The following is a 15,744-nucleotide window of genomic DNA, read 5'->3' on the forward strand; positions in this document are numbered from 1 at the left end:
CTGCACCGCCAGCAGCGAAGGGGGACGATGATGACGACGAAGCAGGACATGACGCGCACACGGTTGATGATGGGGGTGGCCGCGGCCGCCCTGGCCCTGGGCGCCTTCGCCCCCGCCCGCGCCGCTGAAGCGCCGGCCGATGCCGCCACCACCGGCGGCGACATCACCGAGGTCGACGTCATCGCCCCGGCCATGCGCGTGTCGCCGTCCAACGTGCCGCTGGACGCCGCCCAGCCCACCTCCATCGTTCCGGAAGGTTTCCTGCGCGACAACATCGTGCCGCTGTCCAGCTATGACGACATGGTGAAGTTCCAGCCCAGCGTCTTCGCGCAAAGCCCCAACGGCCCCGGCCTGGGCAAGGCGGAGACGGTGGCCCTGCGCGGCTTCCAGGACGGGCAGTACAACGTCACCTTCGACGGCATCCCCTTCGGCGACGCCACCGACATGGGCCACACCAGTTCCGCCCTGTTCATCGCCCACGACATGGCGGAGGCCGAGATCGACCGCGGCCCGGGTACGGCGTCCACCATGGGCAAGGCCACCTTCGGCGGCACCATGGGCTTCCGGTCCCGGACCCCGTCGGACGACCCGTCCGTCACCGCCTACGGCACCTACGGCAGTTGGAACACCAAGGCCATCGGTGGTGAGCTGGACACCGGCCGGACCGTGCTGGGCAGCATGTTCTTCGACGTGCAGCATGAATCGTCCGACGGCTACCTGACCAACGCCTCGGAAGAGCGCACCAACTATTTCTTCAAGGACGTGCTGGATATCGGCGAGCGCACGGTGGTGACCCTGGCCGCCAGCAAGAACCACGCGTTCGAGTACACGACGCAGGGCGCCACCCTGGCCGACATCGCCAAGTACGGCGCCAACTACGGCCTGGGCACCAACCCCAACGTCCAGTCCTATTACAAGTACCAGCCCAGCCGCTACAGCTCTGACTTCGAATACATCAACGTGAAGTCGGAACTGACCGACAGCCTGAAGCTGGACAACACCGCCTACACCAATTCCTTCGGTCATCATTACGAGGAGTCGTCGGACGCCACCGACAGCGACCCGGCGGACAACGGCGTCACCTTCTATAATTCCGCCGGCAAGAAGGTGAAGACTTACGCCAACGACATCCCGGGCAAGCAGGTCAACGCCAACTACCGCACCTTCGGCGACACCTTCCGCCTGGACCAGGACCTGCCCTTCGGCGAGATCAAGGCCGGCGTCTGGTACGATCGGCAGTTGGACAACCGCCATTCCGAATCCTACGACTGGACCCAGGACACCGTCGTCACCGGCAAGTACGGCACGATCTACAGCTATAAATACCGCGACCTGAACACCACCTGGCAGCCCTATGCCGAGTTCGACTGGAAGGTCACGCCCGACCTGACCGTGATGCCGGGCGTCAAGTTCACGTCCTTCACCCGCGACGTGGACGCCCTGTACAACAAGACCAAGCCGCCGGCGCCGCTGGACTACAGCGAAAGCTACACCGCCACCCAGCCCTCCATCGCCGCCCACTACACCCTGGATGAGGGCTGGACCGCCTATGCCCAGGTGGCCAAGGGCTTCCTGGCGCCGCCCATCGATGTCTTCCAGGTCACCACCATCGCCAGCATCAAGCCGGAAGAGACCTGGAACTACCAGGTCGGCACGTCCTTCCAGCGCGGCCACTGGATGGTGGGCGCCGACGCCTATTACATCGACTTCTCCAACTACATCTCCACCAGCCAGGTGCCGGGCACGACCGACAGCACCTACATCAACGGCTCCGGCGCCATCTACAAGGGTGTGGAGATCGAGGCGCAGTACGCCCTGACCCCGTCGCTGTCGCTGTATGCCAACGCCAGCGCCAACCGCGCCGCCTACAAGAACACCAGCGTGGAGGTGGCGGACACCCCGCAATGGATGGCCACCGGCGGCGTCATGTACGACAGCGCCAACGGCCTCTACTTCTCCGCCATCGGCAAGGTGGTGGGCCCGTTCTGGGGCCAGGACAACACCACCGACGCCACCACCGGCAAGCCGGACTTCGCCAATGATTTCCGCATCCATTCGGCCTTCACCGCCGACGTGTCGATGGGTTGGCGCCTGAAGGACCTGGGCTATCACCTGACCGACGTCACCCCCAGCATCAAGATCGGCAACATCTTCGACAGCCATCGCGTCAACGGCTTCGCCGGCACCAACGCCGACGGCGCCGGGCTGTACTGGACGACGCCGGGCCGCAGCGTGTTCTTCAACCTGTCGGTTTCGGTGTGGTGATGGGGCGGGCCGCCTTGATCCTGGCCCTGGCGGCCGGCCTGATGGCCGGTACCGCCGGGGCCGCCATGTCCGCCAATCCCGACAAACCGGTTCTGGAGCGGGTGGTTATGCTGACCCGCCACGGCGTGCGGTCCCCCACCAAGGGACCGGCGGAACTGCGCCGCCTGTCCGACCAGGATTGGCCGACCTGGCCGGTGGGGCGGGGCATCCTCACCCCCCATGGCGCCGACACCATCCGTCAGTTGGGCACCTATCTGGGCGATGCCTACCGCCGGCGCGGCCTGCTGGGCGGTGACCGCTGCCCGGCCACTGGCGCCGTCTTCGCCTGGGGTGACAGCGGCGACCAGCGCACCCGCGCCAGCGCCCAGGCCCTGCTGGACGGCCTGGTGCCGGACTGCGGCCTGATGGCCCAGGGCCGGACGCCGGATGCCAAGGACCCGTTGTTCGACGCGGCCAGCAGCGGCGCCTGCCCCATGGACGGGGCGGAGGCCACCCGCGCCCTGGCGGCGGCCAACGGCGGCGACATCAGCGCCATCCCCGCCGCCGTGGCCGCGGCCCTGGCCGCCCTGGTCCAGGTGGTGGCGCCGGAGGCCTGCAAGCCCGGTGCGTCCGGCCCCTGCTTCGCCGCCGGCCCCGCCAAGGTGGTGGACAAGGGTGGTGAGGTGAAGATGGACGGCCCCCTGGCGCGCGGCGCCATGCTGGCCGAAAGCCTGTTCCTGGAATACGTCCAGGGCTTCCCGGCATCCCAGGTGGGCTGGGGCCGGGCGGCGACGCCGTCGGTCCTGGCCGCCATCATGCCGGTGCACGACTACCAGGCTGACCTGACCCGCCGCACGCCCTACATCGCCAGCCACAATGGCGCCCTGCTGGCCCGGCAGATCGTGGCGGCGGTGACGGGGCAGACGCCCACGGACAGCCATTTGGCACCGGTGCCGGCAGCGGCCAAGCTGGTCTCCATCCTGGGGCACGACACCAACCTGTCCAATGTGGCCGGCATCCTGGGCGTGGACTGGACCCTCCCCAACCAGCCGGACAAGACCGCCCCCGACACCACCCTGGCGTTCGAGGTCAGCCGTGAGCCCGCCACGGGCAAACGCTATGTCCAGGTCGTCCTCTATTACCAGACGCTGGACGACCTGCGGCAAGGGGCCGCCCTGACGCCGGACCACCCGGCGGGTAAGGTGGTCCTGTCCTTGCCCGCCTGCGGCGGCGACCGCTGCACGGTGGCGGATTTCGCCGCCCTGGTGCGCAAGGCAGTGCCGGCGGCCTGCTGGCACTGATCCATCGCCTTCAAAAGAGGGTGCCGCCGGTTCTCCCATCATCATCGGCGGCACCTTCCGTGGGACGGGCGCCCTTTCCTGGGACGGAAGGGCGCCCGTTTCGTTTGGTGCTTCCAAGGAAGGCCGCGGGCAAGGCCGGTAAAGTCCGAGTCCCGTTCCGGCCCACTCTCATGCAACCCTTTCGAGTCGCCGGTGCCGGCATCACCGATGCCCCGGTTTTCCTGGCATCGCGGGGGCGGCCTGATCCAAGGCCGGTAAAGTCCGAGTCCAGGAAAAAGTCGGCCGGCGGGACAGCCCCCCGTCCACGGCAGGGCCGGTAAAGTCCGTGTGGATCCGCCCCGCCCCAATCTGGGCCGCGCCGACACCCACCAGCGCGCCCATCGATCAGGCCGCCGGGCGAACCGAAGGCCGGGAAAGTCCGGCTTTGTCGTGCCAGGGCCGGTAAAGTCCGTGCCCGATCCGCGAGTCGAGCCCGGTTTCGAGTCCCGTGGAGTCGCCGGCGGGATCCCGCAAGAGTCGATTCGTCACGATTCGGCACGGACTTTACCGGCCACAGTCGACTTACCCACAAGCGGGGCCGGTTTCCCCACGGACTCTACCGGCCATGAAATGAGGGGACGCCACACCGGCGCATACAAAGACGACTTGTCCCACGGATTTTACCGGCCCTGATCCGGACTCTACCGGCCCGACTCGGCTTTATTTCCCGGACCTGACCGGCACATCAAATAACAGACTCCAAATACCCCACAAATAGCGGCGGCCGGTAAAGTCCGACCTAGATTTAGTGGATTGGCTTTGGAACACTCCGCCCCATCGAAAAGACGAACCGAACCGGCGGAGGGCACGGGCTATGGCCGACATTCATCGTTTGATCCTGGAACACGGCGTGGACCGGGCGCGTGAGATGGCGACCAGCAAGAGCGGGCGCAACCTGGTGGACGTGGCCGCCGCCATGCTGGCCCAGGAAGAGGACAGCATGGGCATCACCCATGCCGGCTTCGCCCTGACCAGCCTGCCCCACCGGTCCATCGACAAGGCGGCGGAGCCGGAATACCACCGTAAGGAAACCGGTCGCTGCACCCTGATCGTGCAGAGCGGCCGGCACGCCGACGGCAGCCTGGTGGGCGTGCCCTATGGCGCCAAGGCGCGCATGATCCTGCTGTATCTGCAGACCGAGGCCTTGAAGACCAATTCCCGCCAAGTGGAACTGGGCAAGAGCTGGCATTCCTGGCTGAAGGCCATGGGCGAAAGCCCCGGCGGCAAGACCTATCGCCTGGTCATGGAACAGGCGCAGCGCATCACCGCCTGCAGCCTGCAATTCCTGTGGGAGACGGACGCGTCGGTCACCCGGCAGAACGCCGGCTTCGTCAACAACTCCATCCTGTTCAAGGCCAGCCCCGACCAGCGCCACGTGGCCCTGTTCCAGGACGTGATCGAGTTGAACGAAAGCTTCTACGACAGCCTGAAGCAGCACGCCGTGCCGGTGTCGGAGGCGGCCTTGCGCCACATCAGCGCCAGCAGCACCGCCATCGACGTCTACATCTGGCTGGCCTATCGCCTGCACGTGCTGAACCAGACCACGCCGGTGCGCTGGGCGGCGCTCCGCCGCCAGTTCGGCGAGCATTACGCCAAGCTCAGCCACTTCAAGCCCGTGTTCCTGGACGCGCTGGCCCTGGCCACCGCCGTCTACCCGGAAGCGAAGGTGGAAATCGCCGACGACGGCATCGTCCTGCACCCTTCGCGCCCGCCCATCGCCAAGCGCGAAGCGGCGTTGATCGCCTGACGTCTCCCCTGGCGCATTCATCCACCCGCCCATACACTACCCCCACGTGCACAATATGATGGGTGGGGCGGGTGGTAGCGCGGGTCTCGACGGTGGCCTTCCAAGGCGTGGACGTCTTGGACATCGACGTCCAGGTGCAGATGTCGGGTGGGCAGGTGGCGTTCACCATCGTCGGCCTGCCGGACAAGGCGGTGGCCGAAAGCCGGGAGCGGGTGCGGGCGGCGCTGCACGCCCTGGGCCTGGCCCTGCCGCCCAAGCGCATCACCGTGAACCTGGCGCCGGCCGATGTGCAGAAGGAAGGGTCGCATTACGACCTGCCCATCGCCATTGCCCTGCTGACCGTCATGGGCATCCTGCCCGATGAGGACATCCGCGAATTCTGCGCCCTGGGCGAATTGGCACTGGATGGCGCCCTGACGGCCGTGGCCGGCACCCTGCCCGCCGCCATCCATGCCGTCGCCACCGACCGGGGCCTGATCTGCCCGGCGGCCTGTGGGGGTGAGGCCGCCTGGGCCGGGGAGCTGGAGGTGCTGGCGCCCCGCACCCTGCTGGAGCTGATCAACCATTTCAAGGGCACCCAGCTGCTGTCGCGGCCCGAGCCCAGGATGGAAGAGGACGATGGCGGCCAAGTCCTTGATATGGCGGATATTAAAGGCCAGGAGACGGCAAAGCGGGCAATCGAGATTGCCGCCTGTGGCGCCCACCATCTGCTGATGGTGGGGCCGCCGGGATCGGGCAAGTCCATGCTGGCGGCGCGCCTGGCGGGATTACTGCCCCCGCTGGAACCGGCGGAGGCGCTGGACCTGTCCATGATCCATTCCGTGGCGGGCAAGCTGGACGGCGGGCGCCTGATGCGTCGCCGACCGTTCAGGGATCCTCACCACAGCGCCAGCCTGCCGGCCCTGGTGGGTGGGGGCATGAAGGCCAAGCCGGGGGAGATCAGCCTGGCCCACCAGGGCGTGCTGTTCCTGGATGAATTGCCGGAATTCGCCCGCGCCACGCTGGAGGCCCTGCGCCAGCCGCTGGAGACCGGCCGGGCCACGGTGGCGCGGGCCAACGGCCATGTCACCTATCCCGCGCGGGTGCAATTGGTGGCAGCCATGAACCCCTGCCGCTGCGGCCATCTGGGGGATGAGGCGCAAGCCTGCGGCCGGGCGCCCAAGTGTGCTGCCGACTATCAGTCCAAAATCTCCGGCCCGCTGTTCGACCGCATCGACCTGCACGTGGACGTGCCAGCCGTCAGCGCCGCCGACCTGTCCCTGCCCCCGCCACGCGAGACCAGCGCCACCGTGGCCGCCCGCGTGGCCCTGGCCCGGGGCATCCAGGCGGCGCGCTACGCCGCCCTTTCCAAGCCCGGCCAACCGACCATCCGCACCAATGCCGAGGCCGATGGCGAACTGCTGGAAAAGGTGGCCGCCCCCGACACCGCCGGCCGCGCCCTGCTGACCGAAGCCGCCGACCGCCTGCGCCTGTCGGCGCGGGGATATCACCGCGTCCTGCGCGTGGCCCGCACCCTGGCCGACATGGAAGCGGCCGACACCGTGCGCCGCGTGCACATCGCCGAGGCGCTAAGTTATCGTCGGGTGGCGGTGCGGTGAGGGAAACTCTGGCCGCCGCTCCTATGATAGGCTTTCCTTCCAACAGGGCGTTGGAGGCTTGATCCTATGCCGACCGTTTTTCGTTGGAACGGCTATCGGTTCTTTTTCTTTTCCAACGAGGGCAACCCGCGCGAGCCGGTCCATATCCACGTCGAGCGCGACGGCGGCGAAGCCAAATTCTGGCTGTATCCCGACGTTCGCATCGCGGACTGCATTGGGTTCAACCGATCAGCCCAGGCCGAATTGCTGCGGATTGTGGAAGCACGGCGCCAAGAGATCGAGAGGGCATGGAATGGGCACTTCCGCTAAGGCACTGCGCTTTGATGACCATACACTCTGGGTGGACCTGGATGACGGCCGAACCATCGGCGTTCCCCTGGCCTGGTTCCCGCGCCTGCTGCGCGCCACGCCGGAGCAGCGCCAGGCCTATCGCATCAGCGCCAGCGGCCGGGGCCTGCATTGGGACGCGTTGGATGAGGACATTTCCGTCGCCGGCCTGCTGGAAGGCCGGGGCGACATGAGCCATCCAGCCCCCAACGCCGCCTGACATCCTTGATCGCGGCCCTACTCCTCATCGACCTGCAACGCGCCATCGACGATCCGCGCTGGACAGCAGAGGGACCGCGCAACAATCCGCATGCCGAAGCCAACGTGGCGCGATTGCTGGCCGCCTGGCGCGAAGTGGGATGGCCCATCATTCACGTGCGCCACGATTCCGTAGAGCCCAATTCCACCTACCGCCCCGGCCAGCCGGACCACGCCTTCAAGGAAGAGGCCACGCCCCTGCCCGGCGAAACGGTGGTGGCCAAGCGCACCAACAGTGCCTTCATCGGCACGGGCCTGGATGATCTGCTGCGGGGACAGGGCATCACCGCCCTGGTGGTGGTGGGCGTCATCACCAACAATTCGGTGGAGGCCACGGTGCGCATGGCCGGCAACCTGGGCTACGCCACCACTGTGGTCAGCGACGCCACTTTCACCTTCGCCAAGCGGGACGGCCGGGGGCGGGTGTGGAAGGCGGAAGATGTGCACGCCCTGTCGCTGGCCAACATGGCGGGCGAGTACGCAACCGTGGCAACGACGGAGGCGGTGTTGAGCGCCCTGGCCTGATCAGTCCAGCAGCGCCGCCAGCACGCCGTTCAGGCGCTGGCGCCCCCCCGCCGTCGCGGCCAGGCGGTCGCCATCCTGGGTGACGAAGCCGTGGCGGGTCAGGCGTTCCACGGCGGCGGCATTCACCGGCGACACGCCGCCGCCCTCGGCCGCCAGGCGCGACAGGCTGACGCCCTCGGCCAGGCGCAGACCCATCATCAGGGCCTCGCGGGCGCGGTGGTCGGGGGTCACCACCTCATCGGCGTGGGCGCCGGTGCCGCCCTGTTCCACCCGGTCCAGCCAGATTTCGGGCGCGCGGTGGGTGCGGGTGGCGATCTTGGCGCCGTCGGCCAGGGTCAGGCGGCCGTGGGCGCCGGGGCCGATGCCGACATAGTCGCCATAGCGCCAATAGACCAGGTTGTGCCGGCTTTCCTGTCCCGGGCGGGCGTGGTTCGACACCTCATACGCCGGCATGCCGGCCTGGTTAAGCAGCGCTTGCGTCGCCTCATACAGATCGCCCGCCACCTCCTCATCCGGCACCACCAGGGCGCCGCGCTGGTGCAGGGTGTGGAACTGGGTGCCTTCCTCGATGGTCAGCTGGTAGAGCGACAGGTGGCCCACCGCCATGTCCAGGGCGCGGGAGAGTTCATCCTGCCAGGCGGCCACCGTCTGATCCGGGCGGGCATAGATCAGATCGAAACTGAAACGATCAAACACGCCCTTGGCCATGGCGATGGCGGCCATCGCTTCGGAGGCGGAATGCTTGCGGCCCAGTGTCTTGAGATCGGCGTCGTTCAGCGCCTGGATGCCCATGGACAGGCGGTTGACGCCGGCGGCGCGGAAGCCGGTGAAGCGCGCGGCTTCCGATGAGGTCGGGTTGGCCTCCAGCGTCACCTCGACACCGGCGCCGATGCCCCAATGGTGGTCGGCGCGTTCCAGGATGGCCGCCACCGTTTCCGGCGGCATCAAGGAGGGCGTGCCGCCGCCGAAGAACACGCTGTCCAGCCGGCGGGGTGGTGCCTCGGCCAGGCGGGCGGCCATGGTGTCCAGTTCGCACAGCATGGCCGCCCGCCAGCGGGCCTGGTCCACGCCTTCGCGCACATGGCTGTTGAAGTCGCAATAGGGGCACTTGCTGGCGCAGAACGGCCAGTGGACGTACAGGCCGAAGCCGCCGGGGACGGCCGCGGCCGTGTTGTCCGTCAACGGAAGCATCGCTCCACCAGCTGGCGGAAGGCGTCGGCCCGGTGGCTGATGGCGTGCTTCTCATCCGGCGCCATCTCACCATAGGTGCGGTCGTAACCGTCCTGGACGAAGATGGGGTCGTAGCCGAAGCCCTTGTCGCCGCGCGGCGGGTTGACCAGTGCCCCGCGCACCTCACCCTGCACCGTTTCCACATGGCCGTCGGGCCAGGCGATGGTCAGGGCGCAGATGAAGCTGGCGTCCCGGTCGGCGCCGGCCGGCAATTCCCGCTCCACCCGCGCCATGGCGGCCTTGAAATCCTTCTCCGGCCCGGCCCAGCGGGCGGAATAGATGCCCGGCGCGCCGTCCAGCGCCTTCACCGCCATGCCGCTGTCGTCCGCCAGCGCCGGGATGCCCGCCGCCTTGGCCGCCGCCAGGGCCTTCAGCTCCGCGTTCGCCACGAAGGTCAGGCCGGTCTCTTCCGGTTCCGGCAAGCCCAGTTCGCCCGCCGTGGGGAAGTTGGCGACATGATCGCCCAGCAAGGCGGCGATCTCCTTCACCTTGCCCTTGTTGTGGGTGGCGATGATCAGGGTGTCGCCGGTGAATTGTCTGGGAGTGGTCATGTTCAGTTCCCTCAGGCGCCGGGCGCCGACATCCGTCGGCTTGGCTTATCCTCGACTTCCAGTCCGCTGACGCTCCCCGGAAATCTCCGGCGCCCGCAGTCGCGGGCTAGGGGCTTGGGTTTGCCCAAGCCCCGTGGCGCCTATCATCGTCGCCCTGAATATGGGCGCGCCTGCTCAAACGGCCAGGGCCGCCTTCTGCAGGTCGGTCAGCTGGGTGATGCCGTGGCGGGCCAGGCGCAGCAGTTCGTTGAACTGGCTCTCGTCGAACGGGCGTTCCTCGGCCGTGCCCTGGATTTCCACGATGCCGCCGGCGCCGGTCAGCACGAAGTTGGCATCGGCCTGGGCGTTGCTGTCCTCGGCATAGTCCAGGTCCAGCACCGGCTGGCCGTTGTAGATGCCGCAAGAAACGGCGGCCACGCTGTCGATCAGGGGCATCTGCTTGCACGCGCCGATGCGCATCAGGTGGCTGAACGCCTGGTGCAGGGCGACATAGCTGCCGGTGATGGCGGCGGTGCGGGTGCCGCCGTCGGCCTGGATGACATCGCAGTCCACCTTCACCTGGATCTCGCCCATGGCCTTGCGGTCGGTGATGGCGCGCAGCGCGCGGCCGATCAGGCGCTGGATTTCCTGGGTGCGGCCCGACTGCTTGCCTTTCGCGGCCTCACGATCCGTGCGGGTGTGGGTGGAGCGGGGCAGCATGCCGTATTCGGCCGTCACCCAGCCCAGGCCCTGGTTGCGCAGGAAGGGCGGCACCTTTTCCTCGACACTGGCGGTGCACAGCACATGGGTGTCGCCGAACCGCACCAGGCAGGAGCCCTCGGCATATTTGGCGAAGCCGGTCTCAAGCGAGACGGCGCGAAGCTGATCGAAGGCACGGCCGGAAGGGCGGGTCATGGCGGGGCGGTCCCGTTGCTGTATTGGAGGATGGGCCTTACCTAGCGATGGATGACCCGCCCTGTCCACCCTGGATATGCCCGGCATGGCCGGGGTGCGATCCGCGAGGCGGCGGGTGTGGCGGATCCGTCCCAGTGGGCACCGTCTTGGGCGCCACCCCCCGGGTGATTGATAAGTGCCGCTGTCACCATTAGATTTCCGGGTGAAGGGATGCGCGCCCCGCGCCGTCCCGCTTGGATGACCCGCCCCCGCATGATCACAGAGCTGAACCAGCGTTCCCGCGACATCTTCCGTCAGATCGTGGAAGCCTATGTCGAAACCGGGGAACCGGTGGGCAGCCGCACCCTGTCGCGCCGCCTGGGCATCACCCTGTCGCCGGCCACCATCCGCAACGTCATGGCGGATCTGGAGGAACTGGGCCTGCTGAAGGCGCCCCACACCTCCGCCGGGCGCATCCCGACCGAGGTGGGCCTGCGCCTGTTCGTCAACGGCCTGCTGGAGGTGGGCGACCTGTCGGAGGATGAGCGGGTCAGCATCGACGCGCAGTGCGCCGCCTCCGGCCGATCCCTGCCCGAGGCGCTGGAGGAGGCGACGACCATGCTGTCGGGCCTGTCGTCCTGCGCCGGGCTGGTGCTGGCGCCCAAGACCGACCGGCCGTTGAAGCATATCGAGTTCGTGAACCTGTCGCCCGGCCGCGCCCTGGTGGTGCTGGTGACGGAGGATGGCCTGGTGGAGAACCGGGTGGTGGACGTGCCGGTGGGCATCCCCGCCTCCGTCCTGCAGATGGCCAGCAACTATCTGAACGCCCGGGTGGTGGGCAGCACCCTGGCGGAGGCGCGGGGCCGTTTGCAGGTGGAGGCGGACGAGCAGCGCACCCAGCTGGACGAACTGACCCGCCGGGTGGTGGACACCGGCATGGCGACCTGGGCCGGCAGCCGCAACAACGGCGTGCTGATCGTGCGCGGCCAGGCCAAGCTGCTGGACGACGTCAGCGCCCTGTCGGACCTGGAACGCATCCGCACCCTGTTCGAGGCGCTGGAAACCCGCGACGCCATGATGCGCCTGCTGGAGGCGGCGGGCACCGCCGACGGCGTGCAAATCTTCATCGGGGCGGAGAACAATCTGTTCAGCCATACCGGCTGTTCCCTGATCGTCTCGCCCTACACCAACGGCAAGGACCAGATCGTGGGCGCCATCGGCGTGATCGGCCCCACCCGCATCAACTATGCCCGCATCATTCCCATGGTGGACTACACCGCCAAGGTCATCAGCCGCATGATTGGATAGTTTTCGTGTTCCTCAGGCGCCGGCAGGCCATACAGCCCTTGGCTGTCCTCCTTTTCCAGTCCGCCTTCGGCTACCCGGAAAAGTCCGGCGGCCCCGGTCGGGGTCTATTGGGGGTGCGCAACCGGTCCAATGCCATGCCGGTGGTATTATTGCCCGGTATGGGCCGCATCCCCTCTGGCGCCGCGGCCCGGCCATGCCTATCTTCCGTGCGTTCCATTTGCCCTTCTTTTGAGACCGAGCGACATGACCGATAGCAACGAGACGACCGCCCCCGACATCGACGCCGCCGTGACGCAGGAAGCGCCGGCCGCCAAGGAAGGCACCGCCGCGCTGGAAGCCGAAGTCGCGTCCCTGAAGGACCAGCTGCTGCGCGCCATGGCCGAGGTGGAGAACGTCCGCCGCCGCGCCCAGAAAGAGCGTGAGGACACCGCCAAGTACGCAGTGTCCGGCTTCGCCAAGGAGCTGGTGTCCGTGGCCGACAACCTGCGCCGCGCCATCGAGGCCGTGCCGGAGGACGCCCGTTCCGGTAACGACCAGGTGAACAACCTGCTGACCGGCGTCGAGGCGACCGAGCGCCAGCTGAACGCCGCCTTCGACCGCGCCGGCATCGTGAAGCTGGACCCGTTGGGCCAGCCCTTCGATCCCAACTTCCACCAGGTGGTGGCCGAGGTCGATGGCACCGACAAGCCCGCCGGCACCGTCGTCACCATCCTGCAGCCCGGCTACACCATCCAGGGCCGCCTGCTGCGCGAGGCCATGGTCTGCGTCGCCAAGGCCGGCCCCAACAACACCAAGGTCGATACCAGCGCGTAGTACGCGCGGGCTTTGATCGTGACCGATCAAAGCCCGCCTCAGGCGCCGGGCGCCGACATCCGTCGGCTTGGCTTCCTCACGTTTTAGTCCGCTGCGCTCCCCAAAACGCTCCGGCGGCCACAGTCGTGGCCTAGTCGCTTCGCTCCAATGCGCCTCACACTCCCATGGAGCGAAGCGACGAGCCCGCGACCGCGGGCGCCGGAAGTTTCCGGGGAACGAAGTGGACTGGAAACTGAGGACAAGCCAAAGGGCCGGATGGCCCTGCCGGCGCCTGAGGAACAGGAACTAGACTAAACCACCATCACCGCATTCTGCCGTAATGGCAGATGGCACTGGATCAGCGTGCCGTGGTCGCTGTCGCTGATCTCCACCCAGCCGCCGTGCAGTTCCATGAAGCTCTTGACCAGCGACAGGCCCAGGCCGGCGCCGGCGGGGTGGTTCTGCACGTCGCCGCGTTCGAACTTGTTGAACACGCGCTGGCGGTCGGCGGCGGGGATGCCGATGCCGGTGTCGCTGACCGACAGCACCATCTCCGGCCCGCCCTCCGCCATCTGGCGCTGGGCCGCCAGGGTCACCTGGCCGCCGGGCGGGGTGAACTTCACGGCATTGCTGACCAGATTGTAGAGCGCCTGCTTCAGCCGCCGCTCGTCCGCCTCGACCACGCCGATGTCGGGGCTGTGCTGCACCACCAGCGTCACCTCCTGCTTGCGGGCCCAATCCAGCGTCAGGTTGGAAACGCCGTCCAGCATCTGGGCGATGTCGACGGGGGAGCAGTCCAGCGTCATGAACCCGGCTTCGATGGTGGCCAGATCCAGGATGTCGTTGATCAGCGCCAGCAGCCGCCGGCTGGCCTCCAGCACACCCTTGGTGTAGTCGGCCTGGCGTTCGTTCAGCGCGCCGAAATACTGATTATTCAGGATCTCCGCGAAGCCCATGATGGCGTTCAGCGGCGTGCGCAGCTGATAGGACACGTTGGCGATGAATTCCGACTTCAGCCGGTCGGCGGTGGCCAGCGCCTCATTGCTGGCGCGCAAGGCCTCTTCCACCCGCACGCTGTCGGTGATGTCCAGCACGCTGATCAGCACGGCGCCATCGGGCAGCGGCACGTTGGAGACGTTGACAATGCTGCGGTCCGTGCGTTCCATCCGGCCGGCGTAGATGGAGCGTTCCAGCAGATCGGCGATCATGGTGCGGCGGCGGGCTGGCCAGTCGCCGTCATGGTCCAGCAGGGGCTGCAGCCGATCGATCACCTGGGTGATGTGCGGCTCACCGTTCAGGTCGGCGGGCTTCAGACGCCAGATGCGGGCGAAGGACGGGTTCCACAGCTTCAACCGGCCATCGCCGCCGAAAACAGCCACCCCCTCCGCCAGATTGTCCAGCGTCTCCTGCTGCACCGCCATCAGCGTGTTGTATGAGGATTCCAGCGCCAGGGTGTTGGTCACGTCCTCCAGCACGAACATCAGGCCGCCGAAGGGGTGGGGCACGGTGATGTTGCGCAGAGTGGTACCGTCCGGCAGGTGGGTCAGGTCCTCGCGCGGTTCCGTCAGGTTGGTGAACTGCGCCATCAGGCCGCGTTTCCACCGGGGGAAGTCCGCCTCCTCCTGCAGGCGCCGGCGGGTGCGCAAATCCTCCAGCACCTCGCCATAGGTGGGTTCCGTCGCCAGCCACGCCTCTTCCAGCCCCCACAGGCGGGCGTAGGAGCGGTTGTGGAACTTCAGCTTGGTATCGGCGCCGTAGATGGCGATGGCGGAGCCCAGATGTTCCAGCACGTCGGCGTGGCCGGCGATGTGGCGTTGCAGTTCCCCCGCCAGGTCATGTTCGCGCGTGATGTCCAGGGCATGGCCCATCAGGACGGCATCCCAGCCGGGACCCACGCCCGAAGCATCGCCCGAGATCACGCTCGCCAAGGGCGTTTCCGTCAGGTGCAGCAGCCGGCGCTCCCCCCCCACCACCACGTGGCGGCTTTCCGAAGCGGGTGCCCGGGCGGCCAGGGCGCGGGCGGCCAGCGACTGGCCGGTGCCGGGTCCGGTGACCAGTTCGATGCCGCCGGACACCGCGTCCTCCACCGTGGCCCCCACCGCCCGGGCGTAGGCGGCGTTGCACCACAGCAGGCTGTAATCGGCCCGGCGCACCCACAGGGGAAACGGCAGCAGGTCCAGGGCGGCGCGATAGCGGGCCAAACCGGCCTCAGCCGCCGCACCCCGGTCGGTCAGGTCACGGCGTTCCTCCGCCATGTCGCTGATGTCGCGCAGCCACAGGATGCTGAGCGGCCCGGGCGCATCGGCGCCATCGCCGGGCGCCACCGGCGGCACCACGCGGCGTCCGGTGACGGACAGGACGCGGCCATCGTCGCGGCACAGGAAGGATCGGGTGAAGACGATGTCGCGGGCATCCAGATCCTGGATGGCCTGGCGCAGCTGGGCGGCATCACCGGGGGCGAAAGCGGCGACCACATCCTCCGGCCGGCCACCGATCAGCCCGCCGGCCAGCCCAAGGCAAGTGCCGGCACCGGCGGACGCCGACAGCACGCGGGGGCCAGCCCAGGCGATCCAATCGTCGGGGCAACCGGCCAGCAGCGCCTGTAGCTGGGTCTTTTCCGCATCGGCGCGGTTATGCACACGGGTCAGGCGGGCCAGGCATATCCCCGCCGCCACCAGGCTGACCACCATGCCCACCACCACCACCGGCCACGGCAGAGCGGGGAAAGCCAGGCGCAGGCAAGGGACGCCCGACACCGCCAGGGCGGCGATCATCAACGTTATGGGCAGGAAGGCGGCGTTTCTCGGCATGACGTTGGAAATCTTAGTTAATGACGCCCCGGGTGCCAAGCGAACGGAAGGCTACGTTTTCATGGCAAATAGTTCGCCGAACAAATGAATAAAGGCCGGGCAGTGACGCCCGGCCTTTACGACTGTGCTAGAAAAACCGCT

The 15,744-nt window shown here is 67.8% G+C and carries 13 protein-coding genes; 9 read left to right on the forward strand and 4 right to left on the reverse strand.

What is annotated here, in order from left to right:
* Window positions 1-27 precede the first annotated feature (27 nt).
* The 7 genes from PW843_20220 (at window position 28) to PW843_20250 (ending at window position 8,039) form a co-directional block, all read left to right on the forward strand.
* On the forward strand, window positions 28-2,265 hold the full coding sequence (locus tag PW843_20220; GenBank protein ID MDE1148898.1) for a TonB-dependent receptor: 2,238 nt from the start codon (window positions 28-30) through the stop codon (window positions 2,263-2,265).
* Window positions 2,265-3,545, forward strand: coding sequence for a histidine-type phosphatase (locus tag PW843_20225; protein MDE1148899.1), 1,281 nt, complete (start codon window positions 2,265-2,267; stop codon window positions 3,543-3,545). Before PW843_20220 ends, PW843_20225 begins: the two co-directional genes overlap by 1 nt.
* An 853-nt stretch (window positions 3,546-4,398) precedes the next feature.
* Window positions 4,399-5,331, forward strand: a complete 933-nt coding sequence (locus tag PW843_20230) for a replication protein RepA (GenBank protein ID MDE1148900.1) — start codon at window positions 4,399-4,401, stop codon at window positions 5,329-5,331.
* A 71-nt stretch (window positions 5,332-5,402) separates the two neighbouring features.
* A complete protein-coding gene (locus PW843_20235; protein ID MDE1148901.1) occupies window positions 5,403-6,929 on the forward strand; it encodes a YifB family Mg chelatase-like AAA ATPase in 1,527 nt (508 codons plus the stop codon).
* 66 nt (window positions 6,930-6,995) lie between these two features.
* Entirely contained in the window at window positions 6,996-7,238 is a 243-nt protein-coding gene (locus PW843_20240; GenBank protein MDE1148902.1) for a DUF4160 domain-containing protein, read from the forward strand.
* Window positions 7,222-7,476 (forward strand): DUF2442 domain-containing protein, encoded by a 255-nt coding sequence (locus tag PW843_20245; protein ID MDE1148903.1) that lies wholly within the window; start codon window positions 7,222-7,224, stop codon window positions 7,474-7,476. The genes PW843_20240 and PW843_20245 overlap by 17 nt, the downstream gene beginning before the upstream one ends.
* 5 nt (window positions 7,477-7,481) lie before the next feature.
* A complete protein-coding gene (locus PW843_20250) occupies window positions 7,482-8,039 on the forward strand; it encodes a cysteine hydrolase family protein (protein MDE1148904.1) in 558 nt (185 codons plus the stop codon).
* Here PW843_20250 and hemW read toward each other — a convergent pair whose 3' ends face one another.
* From hemW to rph, 3 genes are all read right to left on the reverse strand, one after another.
* Window positions 8,040-9,230 (reverse strand): radical SAM family heme chaperone HemW, encoded by a 1,191-nt coding sequence (gene hemW, locus PW843_20255; GenBank protein ID MDE1148905.1) that lies wholly within the window; start codon window positions 9,228-9,230, stop codon window positions 8,040-8,042. It lies immediately after the preceding gene.
* Window positions 9,218-9,820 (reverse strand): RdgB/HAM1 family non-canonical purine NTP pyrophosphatase, encoded by a 603-nt coding sequence (gene rdgB, locus PW843_20260; protein ID MDE1148906.1) that lies wholly within the window; start codon window positions 9,818-9,820, stop codon window positions 9,218-9,220. Before rdgB ends, hemW begins: the two co-directional genes overlap by 13 nt.
* A 174-nt stretch (window positions 9,821-9,994) precedes the next feature.
* Complete coding sequence (rph, locus tag PW843_20265) at window positions 9,995-10,714, reverse strand: ribonuclease PH (protein ID MDE1148907.1); 720 nt, start codon at window positions 10,712-10,714, stop codon at window positions 9,995-9,997.
* 252 nt (window positions 10,715-10,966) lie between these two features.
* Between rph and hrcA the strand changes: the two genes are divergently transcribed.
* Complete coding sequence (gene hrcA, locus PW843_20270) at window positions 10,967-12,001, forward strand: heat-inducible transcriptional repressor HrcA (GenBank protein ID MDE1148908.1); 1,035 nt, start codon at window positions 10,967-10,969, stop codon at window positions 11,999-12,001.
* A gap of 243 nt (window positions 12,002-12,244) precedes the next feature.
* Window positions 12,245-12,814 carry a nucleotide exchange factor GrpE gene (gene grpE, locus PW843_20275; protein ID MDE1148909.1) on the forward strand — a complete coding sequence of 190 codons (570 nt, stop codon included), beginning with the start codon at window positions 12,245-12,247 and terminating at the stop codon, window positions 12,812-12,814.
* A gap of 290 nt (window positions 12,815-13,104) precedes the next feature.
* On the opposite strand, the gene PW843_20280 is transcribed toward grpE, so the two are convergent.
* Window positions 13,105-15,603 (reverse strand): ATP-binding protein, encoded by a 2,499-nt coding sequence (locus tag PW843_20280; protein MDE1148910.1) that lies wholly within the window; start codon window positions 15,601-15,603, stop codon window positions 13,105-13,107.
* Window positions 15,604-15,744: the final 141 nt, after the last annotated feature.

This window comes from Azospirillaceae bacterium (assembly GCA_028283825.1).
In the GTDB taxonomy this organism is placed as follows: domain Bacteria; phylum Pseudomonadota; class Alphaproteobacteria; order Azospirillales; family Azospirillaceae; genus Nitrospirillum.

Bases quoted from the DNA above. Each gene is read 5' to 3' on its own strand.
- PW843_20220 (MDE1148898.1), top strand. From the start codon at position 28: ATGATGACGACGAAGCAGGACATGACGCGCACACGGTTGATGATGGGG.
- PW843_20225 (MDE1148899.1), top strand. From the start codon at position 2,265: ATGGGGCGGGCCGCCTTGATCCTGGCCCTGGCGGCCGGCCTGATGGCC.
- PW843_20230 (MDE1148900.1), top strand. From the start codon at position 4,399: ATGGCCGACATTCATCGTTTGATCCTGGAACACGGCGTGGACCGGGCG.
- PW843_20240 (MDE1148902.1), top strand. From the start codon at position 6,996: ATGCCGACCGTTTTTCGTTGGAACGGCTATCGGTTCTTTTTCTTTTCC.
- PW843_20245 (MDE1148903.1), top strand. From the start codon at position 7,222: ATGGGCACTTCCGCTAAGGCACTGCGCTTTGATGACCATACACTCTGG.
- hemW (MDE1148905.1), bottom strand. From the start codon at position 9,230: ATGCTTCCGTTGACGGACAACACGGCCGCGGCCGTCCCCGGCGGCTTC.
- rdgB (MDE1148906.1), bottom strand. From the start codon at position 9,820: ATGACCACTCCCAGACAATTCACCGGCGACACCCTGATCATCGCCACC.
- rph (MDE1148907.1), bottom strand. From the start codon at position 10,714: ATGACCCGCCCTTCCGGCCGTGCCTTCGATCAGCTTCGCGCCGTCTCG.
- hrcA (MDE1148908.1), top strand. From the start codon at position 10,967: ATGATCACAGAGCTGAACCAGCGTTCCCGCGACATCTTCCGTCAGATC.
- grpE (MDE1148909.1), top strand. From the start codon at position 12,245: ATGACCGATAGCAACGAGACGACCGCCCCCGACATCGACGCCGCCGTG.
- PW843_20280 (MDE1148910.1), bottom strand. From the start codon at position 15,603: ATGCCGAGAAACGCCGCCTTCCTGCCCATAACGTTGATGATCGCCGCC.